This window comes from Mucilaginibacter pankratovii, from assembly GCF_014773265.1.
Taxonomy (GTDB): domain Bacteria; phylum Bacteroidota; class Bacteroidia; order Sphingobacteriales; family Sphingobacteriaceae; genus Mucilaginibacter; species Mucilaginibacter pankratovii.
Map to the genome: position 1 here is coordinate 659,433 of NZ_JACWMY010000001.1, position 12,933 is coordinate 672,365.

The following is a 12,933-nucleotide window of genomic DNA, read 5'->3' on the forward strand; positions in this document are numbered from 1 at the left end:
CGTCTTTTTTAATATTGTACTTAAAAAGTGATGTCTATGCCTGCACCATAAAATACCGGCAGCGGGTACGACCGTGCGCTGTTTGAACCGGAGCCAACACTAACGTTGTTGCCAAACTCGGTTGTTTCAGGGTCAATAAATTTCATTTTGGTTAAGGTGTAAAGGTTTTGGCCGATAAGAGAGATCCTTAACCGCTCCATCCCCGCTTTTTTGCTGATGCTTTTTGGGAAGGTGTAACCAATGTTCACATTTTTCAACCTTGCGTAGGCGGCATCGTACTTGTACAGATCAGATCCGGTGCGCCAGTTGTAAGTATTGGAAGCCGAGCCGATAGCAGCCAGCCTTGGGTACCTTGCATCGGGATTTTCAGGAGTCCAGTAATCGGTCATGTGGTCGTACAATGTCTGCCCGTAGTTGTAGTGGAACGGTTCAACAAGCTCGCCGCGTAAGAATGCATCACGTTTGCCAACACCCTGGATAAAGAAGGAGAAATCGATGCCTTTGAAAGCTAACCTGTAGGTAAAGCCAAAGGTGTAACGCGGGAAAGGGTTACCTAAAACGGTTTTATCTTTTTCGTCGATTATACCATCGCTGTTTAGATCTTTAAACTTCAGATCGCCCGCGCCAACGGCTGCGCCCGCAATTTTTGGCGATGCATCAATATCGGCCTGGTTTTGGAAAAAGCCGTTGGTTTCGTAACCATAATATTGAGTGATAGGCTGCCCAACTTTCCTTATCAGCTGGAACACGTCCTGGTTAATGATCTGCTCGGTGGTACCACCGGTTAATGTTAGCAGCTTGTTTTTGCTATCGGCAATATTAAAGCTGATGCTATGCGATACTGCATTCGTGCTAAAGTTATAGGTTACATTAGCTTCCCATCCTTTATTGTTCATTTTAGCTACGTTATAATCGGGTAAGCCGGCACCAAATACTCTCGGTACATCATAACGGGGCTGCAGAATATCACTCGTAGTTTTATTGAAATAATCTAATTGTACATTCAGCGCGTTGTTGAAGAAACCAAGATCTACGCCTACATTAAGCGTTGCCGCCTTTTCCCAGGTAAGGTCTTTGTTGCTAATGTTAAAGCCCGCGCCTCCCACCGATTGATTATTGAAACCATATGCAATTGGGTAGTTAAAGTAGGTGGTTTGATATTGGTACGAGCCAACGTTCTCGTTACCCAAAACACCGTAAGTAGCACGCAGTTTTAAATTGCTAATGCTGTTTTTAACCGGTTCCATAAAAGATTCTTCGGATAGCAGCCAGCCTAAACTAACGGCCGGAAAAAATCCTGCCCTGTTGCCTTTGGCAAACTTCGATGAAATATCGTCGCGCAAGGTAGCTTCAAATAAGTACTTGCCTTTATAAGAGTAGTTCACTCTTGAAAATATCGAGTTGCGGCTTGTTTGATCCTGGCCGATACTATTGTAGGAGTTTATCGCATCTATTAACGTGCCCGTTGTTGATGTGCCCAGAAAGGGATCTGTAAGCGTTTTCTGCAGCTGGAACCCTCTGTTGCTAAAGTTTTCATTCGATGCGGCAAATAATACTTTAAAAGTATGGTCTTTAATGGTTTTGTTATACTCCAATAACAATTGGGTATTCAGCAATAACGATTTGCCGTTATTATCCAATACCGAAAGGTCGTCTCCATACACTCCTGCAGGTACATAGTTAACCTTTGTACGGCGGAAGAAATTGCCATTGTTGGTTATGGTTCCACCAAATAAACCGGTTAACTTCAGGTCTTTTGTGATGTTCAACTGCCCGTTAAAGTTTCCGAAGATCTCGTCGTTGTCCGACTGGTTAAAACCACCTTTTTCCAGCACGCCATATTCATTGTATTGTGAAGCTACCGCATTGGTTAAGTAATTACCGTCGGCATCTTTCCAGCTATAGTTTAGCGGAACGCGGTTAGCATCGGCAAAAATGTTATTGTCGCCAACGCTGTTGGTTTTGTTGCGGGTTTTAGTGTAATTCAGGATCATGTTTACACGTAGGATACCAATAAGCGATGTTTGGTTAAAGCGGACGTTGTATTTGGTGTAGCCAAAATCAGCACCCGAACCACCGTTGCCTATCAGGTTGCTTTTTTGATCCTGATAACCTGCTGACAGGTAGTAGGAGTTGGTTTCGCCACCACCGCTGATACTTACATTATGCGATTGCTGCGGTGCATTTTGTAGCAAGTGCTCCACATCCCATGTGCCATCGCCGGCATCTTTTAATGCCTGGATATCATCGGGCGTATAAATTGGCGGCAGCCCCGAGTTTATTAATGATTGATTTTTGTAATAAGCGTTATCCCAGGCATGCACTTTTTTTACCAGCACTTTAGGGTCCTGCAAGCCGTAACTTGCATTGTAAGAAAACGCCGGTTTTTGATTTAGTTTACCGCTTTTTGTAGTAACCAATAATACGCCGTTCGCTGCACGCGAACCGTATATAGCTGCTGCACCGGCATCTTTTAAAACCGACACGCTCGCTATATCGTTAGGATTTAGCGTGTTGATATTACCACCGATGATACCATCTATAACTACCAAAGGGTCGTTATTACCCAGCGTCCCCACACCACGAATATTGATGGTTACATTACTGCCCGGGTTAAGGGAGCTCTGCTGAATAATTAAGTTGGGCGCCTCGCCCTGTAAAGCCTGCAGTGTGTTCAGCACCGGCTTATTCTCGATGCTTTTTGCACTTATCTGGCTAACAGCCCCGGTAAGGGTTACTCGTGATTGTGTACCGTAACCAACCACAACAACCTCGTTCAAATTGTTATTGGCAGGAATCAGGCTTACATTAATCTGGCTATTACCTGCAATGGCAATTTGCTGTGTGGTGTAGCCTATAAAAGAAAAAGTTAAACTCCGGCTGGCATAAGCATCGGGCATGGTGAGTTTATAATTACCGTTTACATCGGTAACGGTACCAACCGTAGTGCCGGCTATACTAATGTTTACACCCGGTAGCGGTTGTTTTTGCTCATCAAGCACACGCCCGGTAACGGTAATATCGGCTATCCCTGCGGTGTTGGCAGCAGCAAGGGCAGATGCCTGTGCAACGCTGTAGTTGAGCACTGCGATACAAAAGAGTATCAGCAGAAAGGGGGTGTTATAAAACCTCCTTAATTTTTTTAGTTTTTGTAATAATTTCATTCTCATAGCAATTGGTTTATTTTGGATTTTTCTGATTAATTGTGACGCGGATTCTCAGCCCGCTTAGTTGCAGGTGTTTTCTGTGTTTTTCTTATTTCATGATTTTAGGGGATTTATGATAAGTGTCTTTCCAATAAGCTTCAATATTTTCCAGCGAACGGCCCTTGGTTTCGGGGATCAGTTTCCAGGTGAGCCAAAATGCTGGTGAACAGCATAGGGCAAACAACCAAAACGTCCATGCCGAGCCTAAGCCCTCCAGCATTACGGGTGTTAACTGGCCCACTAAAAAGTTGCCCACCCATAACGATAGGGTAGCCAGCGCCATGGCCTTGCCACGAATAGCATTTGGGAAGATCTCGCCCACAACAACCCAGCAAACCGGGCCGAACGAAAAGGCGAAGCAGGATATGAATGCAAGAATAAAGATCAGGATCCAGGGCCCGGAAGTAAGGCCAAGCGCAAACAATGCACCAATAACCACGAGCGATAGCACCGCACCGCCTACGCCTGCGAACAATAGTGGCCGCCTCCCCCATTTATCTACAGTAAAAATGGCTACGAAGGTGAAAACCACATTCACAAGCCCAATGGTAACCTGCCCGCCAAGCGCATTATTGAGGGTAAAACCGGCCTGCTCCAAAATGCGCGGGCCGTAATAGATCACCGCATTAATGCCGCATACCTGCGATAGGAACGGTAGTAAAAGGCCTATCCACAAAGCTTTGCGGTAAACCGGGGTGAATAGTTCTTTTATAGAGGTGCTGTTGTCATCTCCCTGCTCTTTAAAAGCTTTTATCTCGTTACTCGCCGCATGCGCTCCGTCTATCTTAGTTAAGATGTCAGTCGCTTTTTGCTCCTGCCCTTTCAAAAGAAGCCACCTCGGCGATTCGGGCACCAAAAACAAACACAGTAAGAAGATACCGGCGGGCAGAGCACCCAAACCAAGCATGGCGCGCCACACCTCTGCCGAAAATATTTTGTGCATCATATCACCACTATGGGTTTCTGATGCATGATTGGCCAGGTAAGCATTGCTGAAATATGCCAATACAATACCTATGGTTAACGCCAGCTGGTAAAGCGAAACCATCATTCCCCTAAGCCGTGATGGCGCAAATTCGGAGATATAAAGCGGCGACACCATGGATGCTACGCCGATCCCCAAACCACCTATCAGCCTAAAGATCACCAGTGTTGTAAATGAACCGGAGAACATACAGCCTACGGCAGAAGCAAGGAATAAAATCGCAGAAATGATCAGTACGATCTTTCTGCCGTATTTGTCGCTCAGCTTTCCCGAAAAGCTTACTCCCAATATACAACCCAACAGTGCGCAACTTACAAACCAGCCTTCGCTTACCGGGCTTAAATTAAAATCGGTTCTTACGAGGCTGATCGTACCGGAAATTACTGCAGTATCAAATCCAAATAAAAACCCACCCAGTGCAGCAACCAAACACACCAGGTACAGGTATATATTGCTCTTTTGGGCTGTTGCAGTATTATTTACAGCTATACTCATGATACTTATTTTAAAAATGCTTTAATAACCTTTGCACGGCCATTGCCCAGGTTGGTTAATTTGTATGAAACCGCAGCTGCAGGTATAACCACCGTTTCGGCGTAGGCATATTCTTTAAGCGTACCATCAGCAGTTTCAATACTGACAGCCAGGCCTTCAACCAGCATTAATACATGGCAGCAATTGTGAGTAGCAATTGTGATCTGGCTATCAAACTCCACACGGTGCACATCGTAAAAATGATCGGCATGCGTTGGCACATGCACTATTTGCCAGCCTTCGGCCTGCTCAATCACTTGTTGTTTAGAGATCAGTTCATCCTGCACCCGGCTGCCTTTACGGTCGAAGTCAAGATTATTAAAAGCGTGGTCGATGTTAATTGGCCTTGGGTTACCTTCCAGGTCGAGCCTCACCCAATCGTACATTTTAAAGGTGAAGATGTAAGGCGTGGCGCTGATCTCCAGCACCAGGTTGCCCGCACCGGCGCTATGCACAGTTCCGTTAGGGATCAGAAACAGATCATGCTTTTTGGCGGGATGCGATTGCACGTATTCTTCTATATCTATCTCTTTACCGGCAGCCTGGCTTTCTTCCAGTACCGTTCTGAATTTCGCAGGGTTTATGCTTTCCTGGAAACCGAGGTAAACATTGGCGTTTTCGTCACAGTCTAAAATGTAATAGGTCTCGTCCTGAGTGATATTCTCCCCAAAGTTTTCGCGGATGTATTTCAGCGTTGGGTGGCACTGGATGGAAAGATTGCCGCCGTCAAAAGTGTCCAGGAAATCGAAACGGATAGGGAACTCATCACCAAATCTATCCGCGTGTTTTCCTAATACCTGTTGGTTGTTGTGAAACATCAGGGTATCAAAGGAAACCTCCAGTAAGTTACCCTCACTTTCAAACACAATCCCGTTCTCGGGCACGATCAATTCAAACGACCAGGCATAGTTAACTACGTCGGTGTTGATGTTTTTGATATGATCTTTTATCCATTGCCCGCCCCATGCACCGGGATCAAACCAGGGCCGCACCCTGATGGTTGAACGGCTTATTGTGTTCAAACCATCCGTAAGATCTGTTTTAAACATCCAGTTGATGGTGTTTGGCCATTGCCCGTCTGCAACTACAGTTATTTTATCAAGAATGGCTTTTTTGTGGTTGTTGAGCAGTACCCAATCCACAAAGTAAAAGCGTTTATACATCTGGAAAGGCTCGGCAATTTTAGCAGCGCCAAGGTTGGTAACAGAACCGGCCCGCATCCTAAACTGCAGTTCGTTCTTCGGCAGATCGATATAAATAATTGCTGCATCCCAGTTGGCCAAAGCAGCGCCCGGGCCGATGATAATATTGATCGCGGCCGATTCATCAGGCAATTGGGCGGTAAGTTCGGCTTTAAAAAGATCGGTAAGCTCCAAAGCGCATTTGGTTCCCCATACAGATTCATATTCGCCCAAAAACGGCGCAACCAATTGTTGTACCTCTTCTGTATCTTTTAAAAAGTCGGCTGTTTTTACCCAGTTAACTAAAAGGCCTTCCTTTGCGAACAGCCGATCCAGTTCATCTTTTACCTTGTCGAAAAAAACACCGGCGTACCCGTCAATCACCACGGTTTTTTGCTGTGTTATCCAAGCAGCAAGCGACTTATATCCGCTAATGATCTTACCGTTGCCTAAACTGCAAAAAGGGTACACATCATATTCGCCGAGGCCGGTGAATGAGCCATCCAACTTAGCGGGCATAAGGTACTGCGATGTTTTACGCAAGTCGTTTTCCTCTAACTCTATCTGCTGATCATTCTTAATTTCAGTATTCATTTATTTGTAGTAATGTATGTACATATTAATTTAGATATAAAAACACCACCTTGTTGCTATTGGTATTCAAAAAAATGGCGGTAATTACTGGTTTATAAAGTAATAATGTACAAACATAAAAAAATATTTAATTATCCAAATTAAATATTGAATTATATTTTTGGCTACCAAAAGTGTAAAAACTACACCATTAAGCATTTTTTAAAGGTAATATGTTTGTACATAATAACTATTTAATAAAATTCATTATACTTGTATTACTGTAAACCGTTATGCGCTACTCCATAGATCATAAAAGCCCTATCCCACTGCACGCCCAGGCAGAAACCCTTTTAAGGCAGCTTATTGCCGAAGAAGAATATCAAAATGGCAAAATAATGCCCAACGAGGTTGAGCTGGCAAAAATGCTGGCTATATCTCGCACTACGCTCAGGCAGGCTATTAACAAATTGGTTTTTGAAGGGCTATTAGTGCGAAAAAAAAGATTGGGCACCAAAGTTGCACAAGCCGGAGTAAGTTCAAAATCAAACAATTGGCTTAGCTTTTCGCAGGAAATGAAATTGAGAGGCATCACTATCAGGAACTTTGAACTACATGTTACCTGGGAAATGCCCAATACAGAAGTAATGCGGTTTTTTGAAATTAAACCCGATAAACAGGTCTTAAAAATGGAACGCGTGAGGGGGAAAACGGATGAACCCTTTGTATATTTCGCTTCGTACTTTCACCCCCGGGTGGGTTTAACCGGCGATGAGGATTTCAAACGGCCGCTGTATGAATTACTGGAACATGAGCATTCGGTTATTGCAACACTATCCAAAGAAGAGATCAGCGCCATCGCTGCTGATAAATTCATTGCCGAAAAGCTGCGTGTGCCAATAGGCAGCCCTATCCTGTTCCGAAAACGCTTTGTTTTCGACCAGGGCGAGCGCCCTATAGAATTTAATATTGGTTATTATAAGGCCGATAGCTTTGTTTATACGGTTGAAAGTAGCAGATGATCTTTTTAAATTCAATTTAACACTGTTCAAAATAACAACCTCCGTTACTGGCTATCTTAATACAAATTTGGGTAATGAAGTATTAAAAAGCGGAAATTTTCTACCCGAAAATTTCCGCTTTTTTTGCGCCTGATTGTTTCCTCTTCAGATGGAAAACTGTGCTTGCTGCATTCGTGAACGGTTTAAACGGATCGCAAGTATAAAAGAAACTCTTTTCCGGTGTTTACCATTTCTGAATAATTATTTTCTATCGGGATAACGCATTTTTAGGCTCTATTATGCTTCAAACTACGGTGCCAAATGCAACCTTCAACACAAATGAGTATTCTTAACTTTAAAAATTGTCAATGTGATGTCGGTCATTATCAGAAACAAATAACAGACGGGAACCGCTTTTATTAATTGCCTTACTATTCAAATAATGAAGATCAAATACATATTCTTAATTACGTTCCTTTGGAATAGCATTCACAATTTGGCTTTCGGCCAACAATTTAAACACCCGGGACTTCTATCCGGAAAAGAAGATATTGCCCGCATTAGAAAGGGCATTTCCGATGGTCAGGCTGATATAACATCCGGCTATGATACATTCAAACAACATTTGCAAAGCCAGTATAGCTACCAGATGCAGGGCCCCTTGTCTGTCGTGAGCCGTAATCCCACAGTTGGGCAAACAATTTATGACAACGATGCCAATGCAGCTTATCAAAACGCAATGATGTGGGCAATATCAGACAATAAACTATATGCACAAAAAGCGGTTGAAATCATTAACGCCTGGTCAGATAAATTAAAAACAATAAGCGGAAAGGACGCTGTTTTGATGGCTGGTTTAGGACCGTTTAAAATGATCAACGCAGCCGAACTGCTTCGCTATACTTATCCCGAATGGAATAATGAGGATATAAAAAAAACGGAGAAGCATTTTAAAGAAGTAATTTATCCGGTTATAAAAAATTTCGCACCGTTTGCCAATGGCAATTGGGATGCAGCTGCTTTAAAGACAGTTATGGCCATTGGCATATTTTGTAATGACAGGGGAATATTTGAAAATGCCATTCGCTATTACAAAAATGGAGCAGGCGACGGTAGTCTACCTAATTACATCATTAATCAGACCGGGCAATGCCAGGAAAGCGGCAGGGATCAGGCTCATACACAATTAGGGCTCGCACATTTGGCCGACTGCTGCGAAATGGCCTGGCATCAGGGTTTAGATTTATATGGATATGATGATAATTTGTTGTTAAAAGGATTTGAATACACTGCCAAATATAACCTTGGCTATGATGTGCCTTTTGTTGCTACTGCAGACAGGACCGGAAAATATACTCACTATAAGATATCAGAGGAAGGGCGCGGCAAAATCAGGGCTATTTATGAGGAATTGTATAACCATTTTGTAAAAAGACGGGGCATGTCCGCCCCTTACACTGCAGAAGCAGCTACCAGAATTCGGCCGGAACCTCAAGGGTTACCTGGCGCTGATCATATTGGGTTTGGCACCTTTTTATATAGCCGATCTGGCCCGGATGATTTACATTCATCTCCTCCATCTGCTCCGGCCGGCTTGACTATTGAAACTTCGGGAAAAGCAAACCAATTGGGTTGGGTTCCGGTTGAAGGCAGTAAATGCTATAAAATCAAGCGGTCAACGTTTCCGGGCCGCAATTACCAGATCATTGCTAAATCTGTTAGGGAACCATTTTTTTTGGATAAGTCAGCTAAACCTCATCAAATTTATTATTACACAGTTTCAGCTCAAAATCAATACGGAGAAAGCGCGCCCAGCTATCCGGCTTCGATAGCTACCGGTTTGCCTGATAAATGGTCGATTAAGGATATTGGCCTTTTAACCCCGACAGCGAAGCCAAACAGTTTACATAACAAAAGTGCAAGCTCCGGAACTGTATCATTTGACGGCACCCAGTATAGGGTTGAGGGTATGGGAACTGGATTAGACAGTGCTGCCGATCACTTTACTTATCTTTACCAACGAATGATTGGAAACGGCTCCATCACCGTTCGTTACGTTCCCCAATTAAGTTCGCAATTTTCGCAATTCGGCCTTATCGTTCGGCAAGGGTTGCAAATTAATGCACCCACAGCGGCCATTATTATTGGGCCGGAAATTTCAAAACAGATCGAAGCTCCGGAGTGGTCTGCAAAACACAAATTGCGAGAGGGCCAAAACGAAAATATGAGAACAATCGCCTCCAGTTTACCCTTGTCGGCACCGGGCGTTACCTATAGCCGACTGGTAGGAAATATTTGGTTAAAACTGGAAAAAAAAGGAAATTTAGTGATATCAGCGATTTCCACAGATGGACAAAACTGGCAGGAAATTGGCCAAACTGAATCTCGTAATTCTGCGCCGGTTTATATAGGGCTGGCAGTCGCTGCCGGCAAAACACAGCTAAGCACAACCGTTACGTTTGACCATGTCAAAATTGAACAGTGAAACACGCAATGCCTATACCAGAAGGTATACTCTGTTGTTATCGTTCAGCATATTCTAACCTGTTCCAGTTCTAATTTGTGTACCTTATTCAATTTTCGGCGCACTTAATTCCAACCGTACCAAATACTTAAAATATGAGAGAAGAAAAATAGCGCCTTTCAAACATTGTTTGGAGTATAAATCAATAAAGCTTCTGTCTATGCATTGTCTGTCCTCAAAAAACTATCATGATAAACATAAAACCCGGCGTATTCGCAAGCATAATTTCTGCCTTACTGGTAACAGCAAGTACTTGTTCACTTTTAAAGGCGCAAAACAGACAGGAAACCTCTCTGGAATCACCCGATCACAAAACTAAAATCGAATTAAAGTTAACCGAAGCGGGCCAGCTGTCTTATCAATTGAAATTTAACGGGCAAAGGGTAACAGAATGGTCTCTCTTAGGCTTAGAAACGAGCGGCCCGGTTTTATCCAACGGCATTAGGATTGAAAGCCACAATAAAACAAAACATAAAAACAGTTTCGATTGGCCGCTGGGAGAAGATAAGCGTATAAATAACGTTTACCACCAATTGGTTTTGCACTGCAAGTCGTCTAACGCTAAATTTGATTTAGTTATGCGGGCATATAATGGGAGCTTCGGATTTCGTTACATTGATAAAGATATAGGTATAGTAAAATTGCATAGGGAGTTAACAGAATTTAATCTCGCCGACAGTTATGACATTTTTCAATACCATGAAGAATCTATTTTTCGGCGGGTGTCGTTAAATGACCTATCGGGAATTTGCGACCTGCCAGCCACATTGGTCTCCGGAAAGAAACTTTACATTAGCATTGGCGAGGCGGAAAACCGCAATTTTACCAAATGCGTATTAGTTAAGGGCCAAACACCAAATAGTCTTAAGTTCAATTTCTACACGGATACGATTTATAAAAATGGGAAGATTCAGTCTATAAACAAAGATAGTAACGTGGGATTTCGGGATAGCCTAATTTCTCCATGGAGAACCATCAGTTGTAGCACTACGGCGATCGGCCTGCACGAATTCAGCCAGCTTAATTTAAAACTTACAACTCCATTAACAAACGAAGTTCCACTCAATATCAAGCCTGGAAAGGTTTTTAGAGTGCCAGTAACTACTAATGGGGGGATTGGCGGTATTGATCTGGCAAAAAAAATGAATTTTCAATATATTATGTTTGATGCCGGCTGGTACGGTGCGGAATTCCGCACAACCTCTGATCCGACAAAGGCCATTCCGGAACTGGACCTTCCAAAGGTGATCGAATATGGTCGTGTTAATGGCATAGGCGTTATTTTGTATGTAAACTACGTAGGCTTGAAAGCTAAACTCGACACCATCCTGCCACTTTACAAAAAATGGGGAGTAAGCGGACTAAAGTTTGGTTTTGTTGATGGTGGCACTCAAAGTGGCTTGGCCTGGCTGGATACAGCCGTTAAAAAGACGAATGATTATGGCTTTATACTTAACATTCACGATCATTATAAGCCTACCGGTTTAAGTCGTAGATACCCATACCTGTTATCGCAGGAAGGTATCCGTGGCGACGAAAACAGTCCGGATGCATTTCACAACACGGTGCTTCCTTTTACGCGCTTTATAGCCGGCCCTGCAGATTTTACGTTCTGCTATCCCAACGCCGCCAATGCTTTCAGTAAAAATATAAAAGTTAGTAAAGTGCAACAATTAGCGTTGACTGTTATTTACTTTGACCCGCTACAGGCCATTTTTTGGTACGGCCGCCCCGAAGATTATAATACGAATGATCCGGATCTTCAGTTTTTAAAAGCTGTTCCGACCGTTTGGGATGAATCAAAATACCTGAAAGGAGATATCGGCGAATCTATCTGTGTCGCACGCCGCAAGGGCGAAGTGTGGTATTTGGGGAGTGCGTCGGGTTTAATTCCGCTTTCTACAGAACTTCAATTGAGTTTTTTACGAAAACATACTTCTTATACAGCTACCATATATGAAGATGACGGCAATAATGGCGTAAAAATTATAACGCGAAAGGTTACATCAAAGGACAAATTACCTGTGCAAATATCAGAGAAAAGCGGACAGGCGGTAATCGTTTCGCCAACATTATAATTTTATGCCGGAAAATCTTAAACAATCTCCGGTGTAAAATTCTTAACAATATTCTGTCAGCGATCAGCCAATTTAAGTTCCTGTACATAACAGATTATTATATCCGTAGAGATTGCTAAAATCAAATCATGGTAGAGAATTCAGGTAGCCTACCTTTTTTGTTTATACCGACGTCACCTTAATTTATCCCTTTACCCTGCTTAAAATTTTATTACAAGCAGCAGATACCGGTTCTTTTCCTACCAGCTATTCTGGCAACCCTGGTAAATCTTGAATGTTTCTATATGTGGATAGAGTATCATTCTATAAAGTTCTTGTCTTAAAGGTATGAACAAACAAACTTTGGATCAATTTCCCGATTTGGAAATCCACTTTTTGCAGCTACCTGTTACCGAAGATACAATCAATGCTCATTGGAATAAAATATGTTCGCAGATTTCTGTTGCTTCTACTGATGCAACTATCAATACTAACTTGCCTAAAGCATCCGGCGAATTCGGGTCAATTTAAATAAACTGCTCAATAGAAATTCCAAACACACGGTAACCTAAAAACCCAGGTTATTTTTATATTTTTCAGGGTAATTAGATAGCTTGATACCTGTTAATTTATTTTAAAAAACAAGGTAATAGTTCTAATTTGCAGGTAATGAAAAATAAAACAGAGGATGGGCCTGATTTAACTTCCTTAAAAATAAAAGATGTTAAAATAAGTGAAGAGAAAATCCTTTCCCACTGGACCGGAATTTTAGCAAAAATCAGCAGTGGAAAAAAAAAGAAGGTCTCAAATAAACGATAGCAGCGTTTTAATGATAAAAAATGCCCGAATGCAATTTTTGAAACTGTTTTATT

Annotated in this window: 8 protein-coding genes; 5 read left to right on the forward strand and 3 right to left on the reverse strand. The window is 42.6% G+C overall.

Features of this window, described 5'->3' with window-relative positions:
* Positions 1-20 precede the first annotated feature (20 nt).
* The 3 genes from IDJ77_RS02590 to IDJ77_RS02600 all read right to left on the reverse strand — a co-directional run bounded on the left by IDJ77_RS02590 (position 21) and on the right by IDJ77_RS02600 (position 6,500).
* Complete coding sequence (locus tag IDJ77_RS02590) at positions 21-3,164, reverse strand: SusC/RagA family TonB-linked outer membrane protein (RefSeq protein ID WP_224750932.1); 3,144 nt, start codon at positions 3,162-3,164, stop codon at positions 21-23.
* Between the two features lie 91 nt (positions 3,165-3,255).
* Positions 3,256-4,686 carry a sugar porter family MFS transporter gene (locus tag IDJ77_RS02595; protein ID WP_191187356.1) on the reverse strand — a complete coding sequence of 477 codons (1,431 nt, stop codon included), beginning with the start codon at positions 4,684-4,686 and terminating at the stop codon, positions 3,256-3,258.
* A 5-nt stretch (positions 4,687-4,691) separates the two neighbouring features.
* The gene (locus IDJ77_RS02600; RefSeq protein ID WP_191187357.1) at positions 4,692-6,500 is read right to left on the reverse strand and encodes a class I mannose-6-phosphate isomerase; all 1,809 of its coding nucleotides are present in this window, start codon (positions 6,498-6,500) and stop codon (positions 4,692-4,694) included.
* A gap of 272 nt (positions 6,501-6,772) precedes the next feature.
* Between IDJ77_RS02600 and IDJ77_RS02605 the strand changes: the two genes are divergently transcribed.
* The 5 genes from IDJ77_RS02605 to IDJ77_RS02625 all read left to right on the forward strand — a co-directional run bounded on the left by IDJ77_RS02605 (position 6,773) and on the right by IDJ77_RS02625 (position 12,880).
* Positions 6,773-7,501: a GntR family transcriptional regulator gene (locus tag IDJ77_RS02605; protein WP_191187358.1), complete on the forward strand. Its 729-nt coding sequence runs from the start codon at positions 6,773-6,775 to the stop codon at positions 7,499-7,501.
* A gap of 421 nt (positions 7,502-7,922) precedes the next feature.
* Positions 7,923-9,965: an alginate lyase family protein gene (locus IDJ77_RS02610; protein WP_191187359.1), complete on the forward strand. Its 2,043-nt coding sequence runs from the start codon at positions 7,923-7,925 to the stop codon at positions 9,963-9,965.
* Positions 9,966-10,192: 227 nt separating this feature from the next.
* Positions 10,193-12,082 (forward strand): glycoside hydrolase family 97 protein, encoded by a 1,890-nt coding sequence (locus tag IDJ77_RS02615; RefSeq protein WP_191187360.1) that lies wholly within the window; start codon positions 10,193-10,195, stop codon positions 12,080-12,082.
* A gap of 327 nt (positions 12,083-12,409) precedes the next feature.
* A complete protein-coding gene (locus IDJ77_RS02620) occupies positions 12,410-12,592 on the forward strand; it encodes a hypothetical protein (protein ID WP_191187361.1) in 183 nt (60 codons plus the stop codon).
* A 138-nt stretch (positions 12,593-12,730) separates the two neighbouring features.
* Positions 12,731-12,880: a hypothetical protein gene (locus IDJ77_RS02625; RefSeq protein ID WP_191187362.1), complete on the forward strand. Its 150-nt coding sequence runs from the start codon at positions 12,731-12,733 to the stop codon at positions 12,878-12,880.
* Positions 12,881-12,933 lie beyond the last annotated feature (53 nt).

Coding starts and splice junctions, on each gene's coding strand:
- IDJ77_RS02595 (WP_191187356.1), bottom strand. CDS start 4,686: ATGAGTATAGCTGTAAATAATACTGCAACAGCCCAAAAGAGCAATATA.
- IDJ77_RS02620 (WP_191187361.1), top strand. CDS start 12,410: ATGAACAAACAAACTTTGGATCAATTTCCCGATTTGGAAATCCACTTT.
- IDJ77_RS02590 (WP_224750932.1), bottom strand. CDS start 3,164: ATGAAATTATTACAAAAACTAAAAAAATTAAGGAGGTTTTATAACACC.
- IDJ77_RS02600 (WP_191187357.1), bottom strand. CDS start 6,500: ATGAATACTGAAATTAAGAATGATCAGCAGATAGAGTTAGAGGAAAAC.
- IDJ77_RS02605 (WP_191187358.1), top strand. CDS start 6,773: ATGCGCTACTCCATAGATCATAAAAGCCCTATCCCACTGCACGCCCAG.
- IDJ77_RS02625 (WP_191187362.1), top strand. CDS start 12,731: ATGAAAAATAAAACAGAGGATGGGCCTGATTTAACTTCCTTAAAAATA.
- IDJ77_RS02610 (WP_191187359.1), top strand. CDS start 7,923: ATGAAGATCAAATACATATTCTTAATTACGTTCCTTTGGAATAGCATT.
- IDJ77_RS02615 (WP_191187360.1), top strand. CDS start 10,193: ATGATAAACATAAAACCCGGCGTATTCGCAAGCATAATTTCTGCCTTA.